Annotated in this window: 24 protein-coding genes; 13 read left to right on the top strand and 11 right to left on the bottom strand. The window is 67.8% G+C overall.

The features are described from left to right. On the top strand, positions 1-650 hold a 650-nt coding region (locus J0F76_RS09960; protein WP_207468685.1), incomplete at its 5' end, for a PD-(D/E)XK nuclease family protein. A 60-nt stretch (positions 651-710) separates the two neighbouring features. Then, positions 711-1,031, top strand: coding sequence for a thioredoxin (gene trxA / locus J0F76_RS09955; protein ID WP_207468684.1), 321 nt, complete (start codon positions 711-713; stop codon positions 1,029-1,031). Positions 1,032-1,064: 33 nt separating this feature from the next. Here the strand turns inward: trxA and J0F76_RS09950 are convergent, their stop codons facing one another. Then, the gene (locus J0F76_RS09950) at positions 1,065-1,967 is read right to left on the bottom strand and encodes a hypothetical protein (protein WP_207468681.1); all 903 of its coding nucleotides are present in this window, start codon (positions 1,965-1,967) and stop codon (positions 1,065-1,067) included. Between the two features lie 85 nt (positions 1,968-2,052). Between J0F76_RS09950 and hslV the strand changes: the two genes are divergently transcribed. Continuing rightward, positions 2,053-2,610 carry an ATP-dependent protease subunit HslV gene (hslV, locus tag J0F76_RS09945; protein WP_207468679.1) on the top strand — a complete coding sequence of 186 codons (558 nt, stop codon included), beginning with the start codon at positions 2,053-2,055 and terminating at the stop codon, positions 2,608-2,610. Between the two features lie 45 nt (positions 2,611-2,655). Here the strand turns inward: hslV and J0F76_RS09940 are convergent, their stop codons facing one another. Genes J0F76_RS09940 through J0F76_RS21355 form a run of 4 tightly spaced genes read right to left on the bottom strand, consistent with a single transcriptional unit; the run spans position 2,656 to position 4,249 of the window. Further along, positions 2,656-3,150, bottom strand: coding sequence for a pyridoxamine 5'-phosphate oxidase family protein (locus tag J0F76_RS09940; RefSeq protein WP_207468677.1), 495 nt, complete (start codon positions 3,148-3,150; stop codon positions 2,656-2,658). A 13-nt stretch (positions 3,151-3,163) separates the two neighbouring features. Further along, positions 3,164-3,730, bottom strand: a complete 567-nt coding sequence (locus tag J0F76_RS09935) for a GNAT family N-acetyltransferase (RefSeq protein ID WP_242690117.1) — start codon at positions 3,728-3,730, stop codon at positions 3,164-3,166. A 5-nt stretch (positions 3,731-3,735) separates the two neighbouring features. After that, positions 3,736-3,996 (bottom strand): BrnA antitoxin family protein, encoded by a 261-nt coding sequence (locus J0F76_RS09930; protein WP_242690116.1) that lies wholly within the window; start codon positions 3,994-3,996, stop codon positions 3,736-3,738. Next, positions 3,923-4,249 carry a BrnT family toxin gene (locus J0F76_RS21355; protein WP_207468666.1) on the bottom strand — a complete coding sequence of 109 codons (327 nt, stop codon included), beginning with the start codon at positions 4,247-4,249 and terminating at the stop codon, positions 3,923-3,925. The genes J0F76_RS09930 and J0F76_RS21355 overlap by 74 nt, the downstream gene beginning before the upstream one ends. Positions 4,250-4,440: 191 nt before the next feature. Here J0F76_RS21355 and hslU point away from each other — a divergent pair, with 191 nt between their 5' ends. Beyond that, positions 4,441-5,748: an ATP-dependent protease ATPase subunit HslU gene (hslU, locus tag J0F76_RS09920; RefSeq protein WP_207468664.1), complete on the top strand. Its 1,308-nt coding sequence runs from the start codon at positions 4,441-4,443 to the stop codon at positions 5,746-5,748. A gap of 55 nt (positions 5,749-5,803) precedes the next feature. After that, a complete protein-coding gene (locus J0F76_RS09915) occupies positions 5,804-5,989 on the top strand; it encodes a PLD nuclease N-terminal domain-containing protein (protein ID WP_207468662.1) in 186 nt (61 codons plus the stop codon). A 200-nt stretch (positions 5,990-6,189) separates the two neighbouring features. Here the strand turns inward: J0F76_RS09915 and J0F76_RS09910 are convergent, their stop codons facing one another. Beyond that, positions 6,190-6,771, bottom strand: coding sequence for a Smr/MutS family protein (locus J0F76_RS09910; RefSeq protein WP_207468660.1), 582 nt, complete (start codon positions 6,769-6,771; stop codon positions 6,190-6,192). Then, positions 6,771-7,427 (bottom strand): Tim44/TimA family putative adaptor protein, encoded by a 657-nt coding sequence (locus tag J0F76_RS09905; protein WP_207468658.1) that lies wholly within the window; start codon positions 7,425-7,427, stop codon positions 6,771-6,773. The genes J0F76_RS09910 and J0F76_RS09905 overlap by 1 nt, the downstream gene beginning before the upstream one ends. A gap of 106 nt (positions 7,428-7,533) precedes the next feature. Here J0F76_RS09905 and J0F76_RS09900 point away from each other — a divergent pair, with 106 nt between their 5' ends. The 3 genes from J0F76_RS09900 to J0F76_RS09890 are packed head-to-tail and all read left to right on the top strand — an operon-like array spanning position 7,534 to position 9,251. Further along, positions 7,534-8,067: an FxsA family protein gene (locus J0F76_RS09900; protein WP_207468656.1), complete on the top strand. Its 534-nt coding sequence runs from the start codon at positions 7,534-7,536 to the stop codon at positions 8,065-8,067. A 58-nt stretch (positions 8,068-8,125) separates the two neighbouring features. Then, positions 8,126-8,638: a protein-export chaperone SecB gene (secB, locus tag J0F76_RS09895; protein ID WP_207468654.1), complete on the top strand. Its 513-nt coding sequence runs from the start codon at positions 8,126-8,128 to the stop codon at positions 8,636-8,638. Positions 8,639-8,642: 4 nt separating this feature from the next. Beyond that, positions 8,643-9,251, top strand: coding sequence for an HD domain-containing protein (locus J0F76_RS09890; RefSeq protein ID WP_207468652.1), 609 nt, complete (start codon positions 8,643-8,645; stop codon positions 9,249-9,251). Between the two features lie 41 nt (positions 9,252-9,292). Here the strand turns inward: J0F76_RS09890 and J0F76_RS09885 are convergent, their stop codons facing one another. From J0F76_RS09885 to J0F76_RS09875, 3 genes are all read right to left on the bottom strand, one after another. Further along, positions 9,293-9,604, bottom strand: coding sequence for an H-NS histone family protein (locus tag J0F76_RS09885; protein WP_207468650.1), 312 nt, complete (start codon positions 9,602-9,604; stop codon positions 9,293-9,295). Positions 9,605-9,680: 76 nt separating this feature from the next. Next, positions 9,681-10,217: an ActR/PrrA/RegA family redox response regulator transcription factor gene (locus tag J0F76_RS09880; RefSeq protein WP_377707407.1), complete on the bottom strand. Its 537-nt coding sequence runs from the start codon at positions 10,215-10,217 to the stop codon at positions 9,681-9,683. 91 nt (positions 10,218-10,308) lie between these two features. Continuing rightward, the gene (locus J0F76_RS09875) at positions 10,309-10,935 is read right to left on the bottom strand and encodes an SCO family protein (protein ID WP_207468638.1); all 627 of its coding nucleotides are present in this window, start codon (positions 10,933-10,935) and stop codon (positions 10,309-10,311) included. 91 nt (positions 10,936-11,026) lie between these two features. Between J0F76_RS09875 and J0F76_RS09870 the strand changes: the two genes are divergently transcribed. After that, a complete protein-coding gene (locus J0F76_RS09870) occupies positions 11,027-12,355 on the top strand; it encodes an ActS/PrrB/RegB family redox-sensitive histidine kinase (RefSeq protein ID WP_207468636.1) in 1,329 nt (442 codons plus the stop codon). A gap of 62 nt (positions 12,356-12,417) precedes the next feature. Next, complete coding sequence (locus J0F76_RS09865) at positions 12,418-13,995, top strand: PAS-domain containing protein (RefSeq protein WP_207468628.1); 1,578 nt, start codon at positions 12,418-12,420, stop codon at positions 13,993-13,995. Here J0F76_RS09865 and J0F76_RS09860 read toward each other — a convergent pair. Continuing rightward, positions 13,992-14,639 carry a GntR family transcriptional regulator gene (locus J0F76_RS09860; RefSeq protein WP_207468618.1) on the bottom strand — a complete coding sequence of 216 codons (648 nt, stop codon included), beginning with the start codon at positions 14,637-14,639 and terminating at the stop codon, positions 13,992-13,994. The two genes, J0F76_RS09865 and J0F76_RS09860, sit on opposite strands and share 4 nt — an antisense overlap. Positions 14,640-14,904: 265 nt before the next feature. Between J0F76_RS09860 and J0F76_RS09855 the strand changes: the two genes are divergently transcribed. The 3 genes from J0F76_RS09855 to J0F76_RS09845 are packed head-to-tail and all read left to right on the top strand — an operon-like array spanning position 14,905 to position 17,697. After that, positions 14,905-16,137 carry an NRAMP family divalent metal transporter gene (locus J0F76_RS09855; RefSeq protein ID WP_207468616.1) on the top strand — a complete coding sequence of 411 codons (1,233 nt, stop codon included), beginning with the start codon at positions 14,905-14,907 and terminating at the stop codon, positions 16,135-16,137. 10 nt (positions 16,138-16,147) lie between these two features. Continuing rightward, positions 16,148-16,915, top strand: a complete 768-nt coding sequence (locus J0F76_RS09850) for a LamB/YcsF family protein (protein WP_207468614.1) — start codon at positions 16,148-16,150, stop codon at positions 16,913-16,915. Beyond that, complete coding sequence (locus J0F76_RS09845; protein WP_207468605.1) at positions 16,915-17,697, top strand: putative hydro-lyase; 783 nt, start codon at positions 16,915-16,917, stop codon at positions 17,695-17,697. Before J0F76_RS09850 ends, J0F76_RS09845 begins: the two co-directional genes overlap by 1 nt. The last annotated feature ends 2 nt before the right edge of the window (positions 17,698-17,699 follow it).

The following is a 17,699-nucleotide window of genomic DNA, read 5'->3' as shown; positions in this document are numbered from 1 at the left end:
GGGCAAGCCGGCGCGCGCCCCCGGCGCCGCCGCGCCGCCTGCCGATCGCCGCGACCGCGCTTGGCGGGGCCAAGGTGATCGGCGCCCCCACCGCCGATGCCGATCCCCATGCCGCCATGCTGCGCGGCACCCGGCTGCACCTGCTTCTGGAACACCTGCCCCGCCAGCCTGCACTGCACTGGCCCCGCATAGCCCGCGCCCTGCTGGCGGGGGCCGAGGGCGGGCTGCCCGACGCCGCCGAACTGGCCGAGCTTCTGGCCGAGGCGGCGGCGGTCATCGACGCCCCCGCGCTGTCCGACATCATGGCGCCCGACCCTGCCGCCCAGGTCCTGACCGAGGTGGAGCTGACCGCCCCCCTGCCGGGCATCGGCACCGTCCATGGCAGCATCGACCGGCTGATCCTGACCGAGGCGCGTGTCCTGGCCGTGGACTACAAGTCGAACGCGGTCGTGCCCGACCGCCCCGAGGACACGCCCGAGGGCATTCTGCGGCAGATGGCGGCCTATCGCGCGGCGCTGCGGATGATCTGGCCCAGCCGCCCGGTCGAGGTCTCGATCCTGTGGACGGCCACGCGCAGCCTGATGCCGATCCCCGATGCCGTGCTGGACCGGACCATCGCGGCCCTTGACCGGGGGGCCCTGGCTTCATAGCTGTTGACGACAGCCTTTTTGCCGCACCCCGCCGGCATCCATCCCTGAAGGAGCGACCCCATGGCCACCCAGCCCGTCACCGACGCCCAGTTCGACACCGAAGTCCGGCAGTCCGACACCCCCGTGATCGTCGACTTCTGGGCGGAATGGTGCGGCCCCTGCAAGCAGATCGGCCCCGCGCTGGAAGAACTGTCCGATGAATACGCGGGCAAGATCAAGATCGTGAAGGTCAACATCGACGAGAACCAGGAACAGGCCGCCGCCCTTGGCGTGCGCGGCATCCCGGCCTTGTTCATGTTCAAGGGCGGCGAGGTCGTGTCGAACCGCATGGGCGCTGCCCCCAAGGCCGCGCTGAAAAGCTGGATCGACGAGTCGATCTGATCCGTCCTTCGTGATCGCCAGAGGGCGGCTGGTTCACACGGGCCAGCCGCCCTTTCTCATGGCCGCCAGCATCCGCCCGTCCGCATCCGGCGCCATCATGTCCAGGCTGGTCCGGCGCAGGAACCAGTACAGATAGGCGGCGAAATCGGGACGGTGGCCGGGCGCGCGCGCCAGGGCCTCGTCCGCCCCGAGCGCGGCCACGTTCAGCGCGATGTGGTGGAAATCGGACATCCCGAACAGCACGGCGGGCTTGCCCAGGATCAGCCCGTCAAAGGCCACGCCGCTGTTCTGCGCGGCCACGAAGGCGCAGGTCCGCAACAGACCGGCCGTGTCGCCGCCGACCGTCAGGTTCGGGTATCGCCGGGTCAGCCGGTCCAGCGCATCGCGGTCGCCGGCGTCATAGGTTTCCTTCGGGTGAAGGGTGGCGACGGCCGGGCGGCCGGTGCGGGCGACGGCCTCGACCATCCTGACCGGGCTCATGGTCTGGAAGGACCGGCACGCGCGCAACCGGCCCTGCAGGGGGATCAGGACGTGATCGCCCCGGACCGGCTCCGGTCCCGGCAGGACGCGGCGGCGCAGCCGGTCGGCGAAATCGCGCGCGGCCTGCGCATCGACCGCACCGGGGTCGAAGCGCCCTTGCGCGATGGGCCAGGACCAGCGCTCCGCATGGCGTTCAAGCCGCCAGAAGGGATAGTGATAGGCCAGCCGGAAGGTCAGGGCGCGGTCATGGGTGGGCTGTTCCATGTGATACAGCGCATGGCCCGGCAAGGACGGGGCGGCAGCGCGCGCGTCCTTGCCCGACCGCGCGATCTCGACCCGCCAGCCGCGATCCTCCAGCAGGCGGGACATCCGGTTCAGAAAGCCCAGCTTGCCCGCCCGTGCCATCTGCAGGGTTGGTGGGTGCAGGTAGATGCGCAGGATGCGGGGCTGGTCCATGCGCGCTACGCTGCACAAGGGGCCGACGGGTTGCAAGGCCGGACCCGTGCCCATATCTGCAAGCCGGAAATGGAAGGAACACCTTATGGCGGATGACAGATTTCCCGATTGGCACGGCACCACGATCCTCGCGGTGCGGCGCGGCGGCAAGGTGGTGGTCGCGGGCGACGGGCAGGTCAGCGTCGGCCCCACCGTGATGAAGGGCACCGCCCGCAAGGTGCGCCGCCTGACGCCCGGCGGGCGCGACGTGGTGGTGGGCTTCGCGGGATCGACCGCCGATGCCTTCACCCTGCTGGAGCGGCTGGAAAAGAAGCTGGAGGCCGCGCCCGGCCAGTTGCAGCGGGCCTGCGTCGATCTGGCGAAGGACTGGCGCATGGACAAGTACCTGCGCAACCTGGAGGCCATGCTGATCGTGACCGACGGGCAGGGGCTTTACGTCGTGACCGGCGCGGGCGACGTGCTGGAGCCGGAACATGACGTCGCCGCCATCGGATCGGGCGGCAACTTCGCGCTTGCCGCCGCGCGGGGCCTGATGGAAAGCGACCTTGATGCCGAAGCGGTGGCGCGCAAGGCCATGGCGATCGCCGCCGACATCTGCGTCTACACGAACGGCAAGCTGACGGTCGAAATCATCGGCGCCTGAACGCGCGCGGATACCGGGCCCAAGCCCGGTATCCGGTGGCAAGGATTACAGGCGGACGGTCGCCACGTTGTCCTTGTAGCTTTCCTTGGGATCGCTGATGCCAAGCGCCACCATGGCGCCCGCGACGATGCTGGAGGCGTCCAGCCAGATCTCGGCCTTGTCGGGGTCGAAGCGCAGCAAGGCCAGCTTGGGATCGTCCTTGCCGTGTTCGTACCACGCGGCGACATGGGGGTTCCACAGCCGGTCCACGACGGCCGGGTCGGTGTCCTCGCGCAGCGTGCCTTCGATGGACGCCCAAAGGTCGTGGCCCTTGGACACGAACTGCACGCCCGCCTCCTGCGCGCCGCCTTGGCCCAGCTTCTGGATCAGGGCGTTGTCCCTGGACGTGAAGAACCACAGCGGTCCGTGATCCCCTTCCTCGATCTGCGAGGTCATGGGCCGGGTATGGCCGTGTTCGCCGCCCACAAGGCCCAGCATCACGGTCATGTCGGACCGCAGGGCCTTCCACAGGCGGGCTTTCAGTTCGTCGGGGGTGGGCATGTCCTGTCCTCCGCTAAGGGGTGCCCGTGGCAACGTGGCGCCCGGCGGATTGTTCCGTGCCCGGCCCCTCGTGGCGCATCAGAAGGACGTCGCCCGTGCGCCCGGCAAGCTCCGCGATCGGCTGGAAACCGGCCTTGCGATAGGCCCGGATCGCCCGGTGGTTGGCGATGTCGGGGTCGATGACAATGGTCCGGTGTCCCTCGGCCCGCAGCATTGCCACGAAACGCGCCAGGACCTGCGACCCGATCCCCTGCGACAGCAGATCCGGCGGGCCGATGGACAGATCGACGCCCACCGCGTCGTCCGGCAGATCCATCACCCAGGGCGCGTCGGACAGCCAGGGTTCCACCCGCGCGTCGGCGATCCACCAGACCTGGATATAGCCGACAGGCCGTCCGTCCAGGCGGAACAGAAAGGCCCGCGTGCTGTCGCGCCCGGCGATGATGTCGCGGATATAGCCAAGCTCGGTCGCGACATCGTCGCTCCACCAGTCGCGCCAATGCGGCTGGTCCATCCAGGCCGCCAGCAGCGGCAGGTCGGCGGCAGTGACGGGCGTGAAGGACAGCACCGGCCCGGACATGGGCCTCAGCCCGCCTTTTCCTGCGCTTCCTTGTAGGCGCGCAGCACCGCGTTCATCCGCGTCTGGTAGCCCTTGCCCTGCCTGCGGAAGAAATCCACTACATCGGCATCCAGCCGCAGAGAGATCAGGCGCTTGGGCTCGGGGACGACCACCTCGACCGCCGACCAGTCCACCGGAAACTCCGCCTCGCCCTCATGATCCCCTGCCTTGCGCAAACGGTCCCAGTCGGTCCGGCTTTTCATCCGCCGGATCTCGTCCAAGGACATGGGTCTGGTAACCTTCTCGCTCATTTCTCCGCGCCCTCCGGGCAGTTATGATGCGAATGACATCGTGACGTACCGTGAAAACGACCGCGATATAAACCCCGCCCAGCAGCCCCACGGCGATGTCGCGGTGTTCGACATCGCTTTTGCCGGGCAGCCTCAGAAAGGGATGGGCGAAGATCTCGGCCGCGTCGATGAAGTCGATGCCGTGTTTCTCAAGCGTCGCAAGGCGCTTTTCCTCATCCCATTCGAACATGGTGCCCGCCTCAGGGTATCGCAGTTGAACCGTGACATGTCAGATCGCCTGTTTTCCGCCTGATGCGCGAGGGTTGTCGCCTGCCCTTGCCGGGCATGACTTGAAGATACGAACTGTAGCTACAATTTGCAACCCTTCAAAATCGGCCTCCGGCTGTCTATTTGGGCAGGAACCGACAAGAAGGCAGACCCATGACCGACCTGACCCCGCGCGAAATCGTGTCCGAGCTGGACCGCTTCATCATTGGCCAGAAGGACGCCAAGCGCGCCGTGGCGGTGGCGCTGCGCAACCGCTGGCGCCGCAAGCAGCTGGGTGACGACCTGCGCGACGAGGTGTATCCCAAGAACATCCTGATGATCGGCCCCACCGGCGTCGGCAAGACCGAGATCAGCCGCCGCCTGGCCAAGCTGGCCAACGCCCCCTTCATCAAGGTCGAGGCCACGAAGTTCACGGAAGTCGGCTATGTCGGCCGCGACGTGGAGCAGATCATCCGCGACCTGACGGACGCCGCGATGATCGACACCCGCGAGCGGATGCGCGAGGAGGTCAAGGCCCGCGCCCACAAGTCCGCCGAGGACCGCGTGATCGAGGCGCTTGCGGGCAAGGACGCCCGCGACGGCACCCGCCAGATGTTCCGCGACAAGCTGAAGCGCGGCGAGTTGGACGGCACCGTGATCGAGCTTGAGGTGCAGGACAATTCGAACCCGCTTGGCGCGATGGAGATTCCGGGCCAGCCGGGCGCCAGCCTGGGCGGCATGATGGATCTGTCGGGGCTGATGAAGGCCTTCGGCGGACGGCGGGTGCGGCGCAAGATGACGGTGGCCGAAAGCTATGACCACCTGATCGCCGAGGAAGCCGACAAGCTTCTGGACGACGACGCGGTCAAGGCCTCGGCCCTGGACGCGGTCCAGCAGAACGGCATCGTCTTCATCGACGAGATCGACAAGGTCTGCGCGCGGTCGGACGCGCGCGGCGGCGATGTCAGCCGCGAGGGCGTGCAGCGCGACCTGCTGCCCCTGATCGAGGGCACGACGGTGTCCACCAAATACGGGCCAGTCAAGACCGACCACATCCTGTTCATCGCCTCGGGCGCGTTCCATGTCGCCAAGCCCAGCGACCTGCTGCCGGAGTTGCAGGGCCGGTTGCCGATCCGGGTGGAACTGCGCGCGCTGACCGAGGAGGACTTCATCCGCATCCTGACCGAGACCGACAATGCCCTGACGCGGCAATACACGGCGCTGATGGCGACCGAGGGCGTGACCGTCGGTTTCGCCCCCGACGGCATCGCCGCCCTGGCCCGCATCGCCGCCGAGGTGAACGCGGCAGTGGAAAACATCGGCGCCCGCCGCCTTTACACCGTGATCGAGCGCGTGTTCGAGGAACTGTCCTTCAGCGCCCCCGACAAGGACGGCGAGACGGTCCAGGTCGATGCGGCCTATGTCGAACGCCACCTGGGCGACCTGTCGCGGTCCACCGACCTGTCGCGCTACGTCCTGTAAGGGAACCGCGCGGCGCGCTTCCGGGTTGGCCGTTCAGAACAAGAGGGAGCCGATAATGGGTTACGTCTTCGGGATCATCATCTTCGTGCTGGATGTCTGGGCCATCGCCTCGGTCATCAACACGAATGTCAGCACGGGCACCAAGATCCTGTGGATCGCCCTGATCGCGATCCTGCCGGTGCTTGGCCTGATCATCTGGTATTTCGCCGGGCCCAAGGCAAATTACGGCGGCCGAGTCTGAGGCCGGGTCCCGCCCGCCGCCGACATCCCTGACAGTCTCGCCGCGAGCGTTCCCGTGAAGGTGACGCTGGCGGCGCTTCTTTTCGTGCCCGACCCTGCCTGCGCGGGCCGATCGGCGGGGCCTTCGGCCGGGTCGAACGGCGGTGCAGGTGGGCTGTCGCCCTCTTCCGGGGGCGTGGCGTGGCGGGGTGGAACCCCACCCTATCCCGCGCGGCGCAGATACACGTAATAGGCCCCCTCGCCGCCGTGGCGGTAATGGGCGGGCGTGACCTGCTGGACGACCGAGGACAGGGGCGGCATGTGCAGCCAGTGCGGCACCTGGTGGCGCAGGGCGCCGGGCCGGGTCGGCAGAGGGCCATGGTCGCCCCGCCCCTTGCCGGTGATGACCAGCACCAGCCGGTGCCCCTGCGTGTGGCAGGACAGGATGAAGCCGATCAGCTCGGGATGGGCGGCGGCCAGGGTCATGCCATGCAGATCCAGCCTCGCCTCGGGCGGCAGCTTGCCCAGCGCCATGCGGCGATGGGTCTTGTGGTCCATGCGCAAGGGCTGCTGCGCCAGCCGCTGTGCGGGACTTGAGGGCGAGGGCAGCGCGGCGGGCCGGGATGCCGCCGTCTGGCCGATGCTGAAATCGGGGATGCGGGGGCGCGGCGCCACGGGCTTCGGGACCGGACGCGCCTCGGAGTCGGCGGGCTTGGGCCGCTCGGGATGCATCGGGACAGCGCTGCGGGCGACACGCGCCCACAGGTCCCTGTCCTCGGGGGTCAGGCCCCGGTGCCGGGCCATCAGCCCGTCGCGACCAGCTGCCAGTTCGGATCGTCCTGGCCCATGCGCCGCGCAAAGGTCCAGGTGTCGCGCTGCTTGCGGGCGGCCTTGGGATCGCCCTCGACCACATTGCCCTGCGCGTCGCGCGTGGCCGCGATCAGCTCGCCCACGAAGCGGACGGAAATCTCGGCCATGCCGGTGGCGGGATCGTATTCCGCCCCCGCCAGGGCGGTTTCGCGCGTGCCGATATACTGCGCCGTCACGGTGTGGCCATTTGCCGCACGGGCGTCGATCACCGACTGGAAGGCCGCGGCCACGGGTTCCGCCAGGAAAGGTCGCACCTCGGACAGGTCGCCGCGCTCGAAGGCCATGAGGATCATCTCGTAGGCCCCTTTCGCGCCGTTCAGGAAGTCCATCACGCCGAATGACGGCTCGACCGCCTTCATCGCGGCAAGCGCCCGGGCAGCGGCGCTGCCCGCCTCGGCATGGTCTAGGATGTCGTGGTCGGCTTCCTCGGCCGAGCCCTCGATCACGTCAAAGCGCGGGCGGGGACGATCGGGCGCCTCGACCTGCGGCGGCTCGAACCCGTCGCGGGTGCCCAGCACGTTGCGCAGCCGCAGGATGAGGAAGATCGCGATCCCGGCCAGGACAAGCAACTGCAGCAACGGGTTGTTCATGCGATCGGCCTCATGTGGTCTTGGCTGGTATCTTCGACTTGCGTCATTATGTAGGGATTGGTCGGGGGCGAGTCCAGTTATCCCCTGTCCGGAAAGGGGAAACCGCATGTGGCTGTTGTGGCTGTTCGTGGCGCTGCCGATCATCGAGATCGCGCTGTTCATCCAGGTGGGCGGGCTGATCGGGGTCTGGGCCACGCTGGGGCTGGTGATCGGGGCGGCGGTCCTGGGGATGGCGGTGATCCGCAGCCAGGGCGCCCATGCCTGGCTTCAGGCCCAGCGCAGCCTGGCCGAGCTGCGCGATCCTTCCCGTCCGCTGGCCCACGGCATGATGCTGATGATCGCGGGCCTGCTGCTGATCGTGCCCGGCTTTTTCACCGACATCGTCGGGCTGCTGCTGCTGATCCCGCCGCTGCGCGACCTGGTGATGCGGCAGGCCGGACGCCGGATGCGGGTCAGGACCGTGCACATGGCCCGGCGCGAAACCTACCGCCCCCCCTATGCCGACGGGGTGATCGACGCCGACTACGTGGTCGAGGACGCGTCCCCCGCCGGCGACCGGCGCCCGCCCCCGGACCTGCCCGAGGACATGGACGACGACCAGTCCCCGCGCCGCGGCAACTCTGGCTGGACGCGGCATTGAGGCGATAGGCCGCGCCTGCTAGAACCCGGGCCGACGCTTATCCTTGAAGGGAAATCCCATGGCCGACGAAACCACCGCCAACGGCACGGCGCCCGCAGCGCCGCAGGTGCGCATGCAGATCCTGGCGCAATACATCCGCGACCTGTCCTTCGAGAACGCCGTGGCCACCAAGGGCGCGCCGCAGGGCGACGTGCAGCCCGAGATCACCGTCCAGGTCAGCCTGGACGCCCGCAAGCGCGCGGGCGACAACCAGTACGAGGTGATCTCGAAGTTCCGCGTGACCTCGACCAACAAAGGCGACAACTCGACCCTGTTCCTGGCGGAACTGGACTATGGCGGGGTCTTCCTGATCGAGGGCGTGCCCGAGGACCAGATGCACCCCTTCCTGATGATCGAATGCCCGCGCATGCTGTTCCCCTTCGTGCGGCGCATCATCTCGGACGTGACGCGCGACGGGGGCTTCCCGCCCTTCAACATGGACCCGGTCGACTTCGTGGCGCTGTATCGCCAGGAACTGGCTCGTCGCGCGCAGGCGCAGCAGGGCGCGCCGGCCGATCAGCGCCTGTCCTAAGGGCATGGCGCCACGACCGCGCCGGGCCTGGCAGCGGATGCTGTCGGGCCGGCGTCTGGACCTGCTGGACCCGACGCCCCTCGACATCGAGATCACCGACATCGCCCATGGCCTAGCCTTCGTGGCCCGCTGGAACGGCCAGACCCAGGGCGACTGGCCCTATTCCGTTGCCGAGCATTCTCTGCTGGTCGAGGACATCCTGGTGCGCCTTTATCCCGGGATCGAGACGCGCTGGCGGTTGGCCGCGCTGTTGCACGATGCGCCGGAATATGTGATCGGCGACATGATTTCCCCGGTAAAGGCCGCGCTGGGTGCCGAATATGGACGCATGGACGAACGCCTGACGGCAGCCATCCACCGCCGCTTCGGCCTGCCCGCGACATTACCCCCGGCAATCAAGGCCAAAATAAAAGCGGCGGACCGTATTTCAGCGCGCCTGGAGGCCGTTCAAATCGCCGGATTTACGCAATCCGAGGCGAAACGGTTATTTCCCCTGCAAAACGAGGCTATATTGTCCGTTTTGCACATTGAATTGCGCCCCCCGGCCGAGGTGCGCGCAGCCTTCCTGGAACGCTTCGGGATGCTTGTGGCCGAGGGCGGACGGGCCGAATGAAAAAGGCCACCCGGCAGGGTGGCCTTTCGCGAAAAACGCCATCAGATGAGAAGGTCGTCCAACTGCTTGCCGCCTTCAAGGCTTTCCTGGACCCAGCGCGGCTTCCGGCCGCGTCCCGTCCAGGTCATCGTCGGGTCCTGGGGATTGGCGTATTTGGGCGCCACCGTTCCGGAGCGCCGGGGTTTGGCGCCCGTCAGTTCGGACAGGTTGAAACCATGCTCTCGAGCGGCTTCCTCGATCGCGGCAAGCGCCTCGCGGCGTTTGCGATCTTCATAGGAGTTAATTGCCCGATCCAGTTTTGCCCGTAGATCACGCAATTCCTTCAGCGTCATCTTGTCCAGGTCTTGATTCATTTTTCTTTCATCCGTCGAGATTTGATAAAAGGGATTTTATATAATCGAATTGAAATTACAAGACGCAGTATTTTACTCAGCGCGGCCCGCGCTTGGCGAGAATGCGCTGAAGCGTGCGGCGATGCATATGCAAACGCCGCGCCGTTTCACTGACATTTCGGTCGCATTGCTCATAAACGCGCTGAATATGCTCCCATCTGACCCGGTCCGCGGACATCGGATTGGCCGGCGGCGGAGGAAGGGATTCCCCGTCCGAAAGTAACGCAGACGTTACGTCATTCGCATCCGCGGGTTTTGCCAGATAGTCGGTGGCGCCCATCTTCACGGCGGCGACGGCGGTGGCGATGGCCCCATAGCCGGTCAGGACGATGATCCGGGCATCCTCGCGCAGGTCCCGCAGGACCTCGACCACGTCCAGGCCGTTCCCGTCCTCGAGCCGCAGGTCGACCACGGCATAATGGGGAGGGTCGCTGTGGATCATGGCAAGCGCATCGGCCACGCCCAGGGCGGTGCGGGGAACGAAGCCGCGCTTTTCCATCGCGCGGGCCAGCCGCGTCACGAAGATTTCATCGTCGTCCACCAGAAGCAGCGACGGGTCGGAACCCGGGTCCATCCGGAGTGGTGTTTCGTCTTCCATGACGCGCGTATCCCAGCCTGCGTGAACGGACACATTGCCGCAGGCCCGGGACAGGGGCAATCATTTCTCAGCCCATGGCATCGACGAAGCAGCCGACGCGCTCTGCCATGACCTCGGGCGCGGTGTCGCGGTTGAAGAAATCGACCGTCCTGTTGCCGGGCAGGACCAGATAGGTGTTGGTCATGTGATCGACGAGGTAATAGTCCTGATCCTCCTCGTCGTTGGCCTTGTAGTAGTTGCGCCAGCCCTTGTTCACGGCGGCGATCTCCTCCTCGGTCCCGGTCAGTCCGATCATGTCCCCGGGAAACAGGCTGGTGAAATCGGCGACCACCTCGGGCGTGTCGCGCCGGGGATCGACGGTGATGAAGACGGTCTGGACGTCCTTGCCCTGCTCGGCCAGCAGGGCGGCGGCCTCGGCGTTGCGGGCGCTGTCCATCGGGCAGACATCGGGGCAGAAGGTATAGCCGAAATACAGAAGCGAGGGCTTGTCGAAGACCTGCTGGGCCGTGACGCGCTGCCCGTCCTGCCGGGTCAGCGTGAAATCGGTGCCGAAGCTGTCCATGCCTCCCGCAACCGCGCTGCCGCCGCACTGGGCGAACTGGTCGTCCCCCCGGCTGGCCAGGAAGATGCCCCCCGCCGCCAGCAGGGCAACGGCGGCAACGCAGCCGATCAGCAGGATTTTACGGTCGGCCATGGCTCGTCTCCTTCGCGCGGGCAGAAAGCGGCGCATTGATCGCCCATCCGGCCCCGCGTATCAAGGTCCGCAACGTCGCAGCGGGGCGCGCATGGCCGATCCTTCCCTTTTCCCCGCCGGTCTTCCGATCGGCCCCGAGGCCCCCGCCGAGGCCGAGCCGATCCGGATGCGCACGCTGGTGCTGCTGCGCTGGTTCGCGATCGCGGGGCAGCTGGCGGCGGTGATCGTCGCGCGCATGATGGGGATCAGCTTCGCCCTTCTGCCCGTGCTGGTCCTGATCGCCGCGGCGGTCGCGATGAACCTGTGGCAGGTGTTGTCCCCGCCGCGCCGGACCTCGGCCAGGCGGGCGGTCGTGCAGCTGACCTTCGACGTGGTCCAGATCTCGGCGTTGATGGCGTTGACCGGGGGATTGTCCAACCCCTTCGCGCTTCTGGTGCTGGCGCCGGTGACGGTTGCCGCGACCTCGCTTGACGCGCGCGAGACGGTGGCCCTGGGTGCGATGACCATGACCCTGGTCTCGGCGGCGTCGCTGCTGGCGCTGCCGCTGCATGACGCGGACGGTCGCGAACTGGTGCTGGTGCCGACGCTGGCGCTTGGCCACTGGACGGCGCTGCTGATCGGCGTCGTGTTCTTCGCGGGCTACGCCCATCGCGTCACGGTGGAACTGCAGGCGACCTCGAACGCGCTGTTCGCCACGCAGATGGCGCTTGCGCGCGAGCAGCGCCTGCAGCACCTGGGCGGGGTGGTGGCCGCGGCCGCGCACGAGATGGGCACCCCCCTGGCCACCATCAAGCTGATCGCGGCGGAACTGGCCGATGAACTGGGCGACCGCCCCGACCTGCAGGCCGATGCCATCGCACTGCGCGATTCCGCGGTGCGCTGCGCGCAGATCCTGCGCTCCATGGGGCGGGCGGGCAAGGACGACCTGCACCTGCGCATCGCCCCCCTGCGCGCCGTGCTGGAAGACGCCGCCGAGCCCCATGCCGGGCGCGGCCCCGTCATCGAGATCCACGCCGACGGCCCCGAGATCCGCCGCGACCCCGCCATCATCCACGCGCTTCGCAACCTGATCCAGAACGCCGTCGATTTTGCCAAGGCGCGCGTGATGATCGAATCGCAGGTCGCCAGCGGCTGGCTCTGCGTGACGATCCGCGACGACGGCCCCGGCTATTCGCCCGCGCTGCTGTCGCGGATCGGCGATCCCTACCTGACCAGCAAGCGCGGGGGCGCGCAGCGCGAAGGCTATGACGGCATGGGCCTGGGCCTGTTCATCGCCAAGACCCTGCTGGAACGCTCCGGCGCCAGGCTGGACTTCGCCAATGGCGGGCCGGGGGCGGTCGTGACCGTCAGATGGCCCCTGGACCGGATCACGGCCGATGCGCGCGCGCCACTGGGCGACAATCCCCCGCAAGGAACGTGACGTTTTAACTGTTCCTTAATCTCCCTCCTCCTAAGGTTGCGCCAAACGCGAAGGAGCGATGGATGGCCCTGCACGGAATCGCGCTTATCCTGCTGGCGGTACTGACCGGCACCGCCTCGGTCGTGCTGGCGACGGTCCTGGTGCGCTGGTGGGACAAGGGGCCGGGTCGGGGCCGGCCGCGGTTGCCGCAGGGGTTGGAAAGCAGCCTGAAGCCGATGGTGATGCTGTTCCGCGACCAGATCCTGGTCGACGCCACGCCGCCCGCGCGCGCCCTGCTGGACCGCTTTTCCGCGCCCGAAGGGGACTGGACGCGGCTTCTGCACTGGATCGGGCCACGCTTTCCCGACGCGATCGAGGCCTTGGGCCGCATCGACCGCCTGGGCCGCTTCGAATCGCTGGGCCAGGGCGGCTCGGGCAGCGCCGTGCTGCGGCTGGAGGTCGAGCAGATCGACGCGGGGCTTTTGCGGATCGCCATCACCGACCCGCAGGCGGAATATGCGGGCATCGTCGTCGATTCCATGTCCCAGCAGGCGATGGAGGAGGAGCTGGACCTGCTGCGACGGTCCCTGGACCAGACGCCGATGCTGGTCTGGCGCCAGGATGCCGAGGAACGCGTGACCTGGGCCAACGCCGCCTATCTGCGCAAGGCCGAGGCGCAATCGGATGATTCGATTGGCTGGCCGCTTCCGCGGCTTCTGGAATCGCCGCGGCCCGTGCCGGGTGCGGGCACCCGGACGCGACGGGCGTCGCTGACCCAGAATGGCGCCGTGTCCTGGTATGACTGCCACAGCCATCAGGTGGGCGACCAGACGATGATGTTCGCCCTGCCTGCCGATGCGGCGGTGCGCGCCGAACGGTCGTTGCGCGAATTCGTGCAGACCCTGACCAAGACCTTCGCCGACCTGCCCATCGGCCTTGCGATCTTCGACCGCCAGCGCCAGTTGCAGTTGTTCAATCCGGCGCTGATCGACCTGACCAACCTGCCCACGGGTTTCCTGACGGCACGGCCCACGCTGTTCGACCTGCTGGATCAGTTGCGCGAGTTGCGGATGGTGCCCGAGCCCAAGGACTTCCGCAGCTGGCGCCAGCAGATGAGCAATCTGGAAAGCGCCGCCGCGACCGGCCACCATGTCGAGGAATGGTCCCTGCCTGGCGGCCAGACCTATCGCGTGACCGGCCGCCCCCACCCCGACGGCGCCGTGGCCTTCCTGTTCGAGGACATCACCTCGGAGATGAGCCTGACGCGCAAGTTCCGCGCCGAGATGGCCCTGGGCAACAGCATCCTGGACAATATCGGAGAGGCTGTCGTGGTCTTCGCGCCCGGCGGGCAGGTGGCCATGACAAACCAGGTGTATCGCGACCTTTGGTCCGTCCAGACCGACAGCCTGGCCGCGGCGCTGGCCTGCTGGCAGTCCCATGCCGAAGCCGGCGCGGGCCTTGACGCGCTTTGCGCCCGCCTGATGGGAACCGAAGGGGGCCTGCGCGACAGCGGCCTGATCGCCGGCCCCAGGGGCCAGTTGCTCGGCTGGTCCGTGGCACGGCTCGCGGCCGGGCGGCAGATGGTCCGCTTCCGGCTGCCCGACGCCGCGGCATCGGCCCCCGATGCGGGTCAGCCCCTGCTGGCGACGGCCAGCGGCTAGCCCAGCCGGGCAAAGGCCGCCAGCACCACCCGTTCGGATTCGTCCAGGTAGCGCGTCATCATCGCCGCCGCACCCGCCTGATCGCCCGAGGCCAGCAGATCCAGGACCTCGGCGTTGCGGTCGATATAGGGCTCGTGCAGCCGCTCGGGGCTGTCCAGCAGCCCGAAGGCCAGACGCAGTTCCGCGATGATCTGGGCAAAGAACACCTGCAGCCGCACGCTGTCGGTCAGGGCGACGATGGCTGCGTGAAACTCCATGTTGGCGCTGCCGACGCTGCGCCAGTCCTGCGCCTCGCGCGCGGCACGGGCCTTTTCGACGGCCACGCGCATAAGGGCCACCGCCTCGTGCCGGGGCCAGGCATGGGCCAGGGCCGGGACCTCGATCAGGCGGCGGACGCGGTAGATGTCCACGATGGTCGCCATCGAGGGCACCGCCACGAAGACCCCCCGATTCGGCGTGTGCTTCAGCAACCCCTCGCGCGTGAGCAGGCGGAACACCTCGCGCAGTGTGTTGCGCGACACGCCCAGATCGGCGGCCAGCCGGGTTTCCGACAGGCGATGGCCCGGCGGAAGCCGGCCCCCGATGATGTCGCTGCGCAAACGCGATGCCGTTTCCTCGGCCAGGCCCGGCGGATCGATAACCATGTCATGTCCTTGTTTCGGGCGGAGAATGGATGCGGTTCCGGACCGAGGCAAGCTGGCAGGAGGGGAGAGTTGACGCAAACTGCCTTTTGGTCAGGCAGATCGCTTCCGTGATGCCGCTCATACTGGCTGAACGACGCGCGTAACAGTTCGCATTGTTCAACAATCAAATTACATATGTCAAATAATCGTTGACAGAATGTCACCTGTTCTTCACCTTCCAACCATTCGGAAAACAGCAATCACCCTTGCAGCGGGAGCATATCGGATGAGTGCATCCACCAGTCCGTCGGCCGCGAATGCCACCCTGCGGGGCGGTTTCCTGGCGGCGATCTTCCTGATGGCGACCTCGGCCATCGGGCCGGGCTTCATCACCCAGACCGCGACCTTCACCGCCAAGCTGGGCGCGGCCTTCGCCTTCGCGATCCTGGCCTCGATCCTGATCGACTTCGTGGTGCAGCTGAACATCTGGCGCATCACCGCATTGACCCGCAAGAACGCCTCGGAAACCGCGAACGCGGCGATCCCCGGCGCGGGCTATCTGCTGGCGATTCTGGTGATGATCGGCGGGCTGGCCTTCAACGTCGGCAACATCGCGGGCGCGGGCCTGGGGATGAACGCCATGTTCGGCCTGGACCCCAAGATCGGCGGCGCGATCTCGGCCCTGCTGGCGATCGGGGTGTTCCTGTCCAAGCGCGCGGGCCTGCTTCTGGACCGGTCGCTGATCGGCCTGGGCATCCTGATGATCGTGATGACTGTGATCGTCGCCGTCACCTCGAACCCGCCGGTGGGCGACGCGCTGCGCCAGACCGTCTTCCCGGACGTGATCGACTTCCCGACCATCACCACCATCGTCGGCGGCACGGTCGGCGGCTACATCACCTATTCCGGCGCGCACCGTCTGCTGGACAAGGGCCTGGTGGGCGAGGAGAACCTGGCCGCCGTCACCCGCGCGTCACTGACCGGGATCGCGGTGACGGGCGTGATGCGCTTCGTGCTGTTCCTGGCGATCCTGGGCGTGGTCGCATCGGGCGTGACGCTGGATCTGTCCAGCCAGGCCGCGAACCCGGCGGCGCAGGCCTTTGCCGCAGCACTCGGCGACTGGGGGCTGCGGATCTTTGGCGTGGTGCTGTGGGCCGCGGCCATCACCTCGGTCATCGGGGCAGCCTATACCTCGGTCAGCTTCCTGGTGGCCTTCATGGCGATGACCGACCGCAGCCGCAACATCGCCACCGTGGTCTTCATCGGCGTGTCGCTGGCGGTCTTCGTGGCCATCGGCACCGCGCCCGCAGCCCTGCTGGTCTTCGTGGGCGGCTTCAACGGCTTGATCCTGCCCATCGGGTTGACGATCTTCACCTATGTCGGCTTTGCGCGGCCGGACCTGATGGGCGGGCACCGCTACAACCGCTCGCTGCTGGTTCTCAGCGCCATCGTCTGCGCGCTGACCTGGTACATGGGCTATCGCTCCATCGGCCCAATCTTCGCCTTCCTGGGCCTGTAAGGGGGACCACATGCGAACCATCGACCTGAACAGCGACCTGGGCGAGGGCTACGGCGCCTGGACCATGGGCGACGACGCGGCGATGCTGGACATCGTCAGCTCCGCCAACATCGCCTGCGGCTTTCACGCGGGCGATCCGCTGGGCATCCGCGCCACGGTGGACGGGGCTGCCGCGCGGGGCGTGGCCGTGGGGGCGCATGTGTCCTATCCCGACCGGGTGGGCTTCGGCCGCCGCCCGATGGATGTCACCAGCGCCGAACTGACCGCCGACGTGATCTACCAGATCGGCGCGCTTCAGGGGATCGCGCGCGCCGCCGGGACGCGGGTCACCTATGTGAAACCGCACGGCGCGCTGTACAACACCATCGCCAATGACGCGCGGCAGGCCGATGCGGTCATCGCCGCCATCAAGGAGATCGACCCCTCGCTGGTGCTGATGGGTCTGGCGGGAACGCAGATCCTGTCGCGCGCCGCCGATGCCGGGCTTGCCACCGTGGCCGAGGCCTTCGGCGACCGCGCCTATACGCCCGAGGGCCAGCTTGTGTCGCGCCGCGAGAAGGGCGCGGTGCTGCACGATGCCGATGCCGTCGCCGCCCGGATGTTTCGATTGGCGACCGAAGGCGTGATCCAGGCCATCGACGGATCGACCCTGCGCCTTCAGGCGGACAGCATCTGCGTGCATGGCGACAGCGCGGGCGCGGTCGGCATGGCGCGGCGCATCCGCGAGGAACTGGTCGCGGGCGGCGTCACCATCGCCCCCTTCGCGGGGGCCGCGTGATGCGCCCCGATCCCGCAAGCGCCGCAGCGGCCCGGCTGGCGTGCCGCACGACCGTGGCCCCGACCGCCGGGATGGCGCCGGGCTTCACCCAATGCAACATGATCTCGCTGCCCCGCGATTGGGCCTGGGACTTCCTGCTGTTCGCGCAGCGCAATCCCAAGCCCTGCCCGGTCCTCGACGTGACCGACCCCGGCAGCTTCGAGTCCGCGCTTGCGCCCGGCGCGGATCTGCGCACCGACATCCCGCTGTATCGCGTCTGGCGCGACGGGGTGCTGGCGAACGAGGTCCCGGACGCGACCCGGGCCTGGGCCGAGCATCCCGACCTCGTGACCTTCCTGATCGGCTGCTCCTTCACCTTCGAGACGCCCTTGCAGGCGGCGAGGATCGAGGTGCGCCATATCGCGCAGGGCTGCAACGTGCCGATGTATCTGACCAACCGCGCCTGCCGTCCGGCGGGGCGGCTGCACGGGCCCATGGTCGTGTCGATGCGCCCTATCCCGGCGGACCGCGTGGCCGAGGCCGCGATGATCACCGGCCGCTTCCCGGCGGTCCACGGCGCCCCGGTCCATGTCGGCGAACCGCGCTCCTTGGGCATCGCGGATCTCTCGCGTCCCGATTTCGGCGACCCCGTGGACATCCGGGACGGCGAGGTGCCGGTCTTCTGGGCCTGCGGGGTGACGCCGCAGGCCGCCGTGATGGCCTCGAAGCCGCCGTTCGCGATCACCCATGCGCCGGGGCACATGTTCGTCACCGACATTCCCGACAGCACGTGGCAGGTGTGACG

The sequence above is a fragment of the Paracoccus fontiphilus genome (genome assembly GCF_017356265.1).
In the GTDB taxonomy this organism is placed as follows: domain Bacteria; phylum Pseudomonadota; class Alphaproteobacteria; order Rhodobacterales; family Rhodobacteraceae; genus Paracoccus; species Paracoccus fontiphilus.
This window is presented reverse-complemented; position numbering and strand designations above follow the sequence as displayed.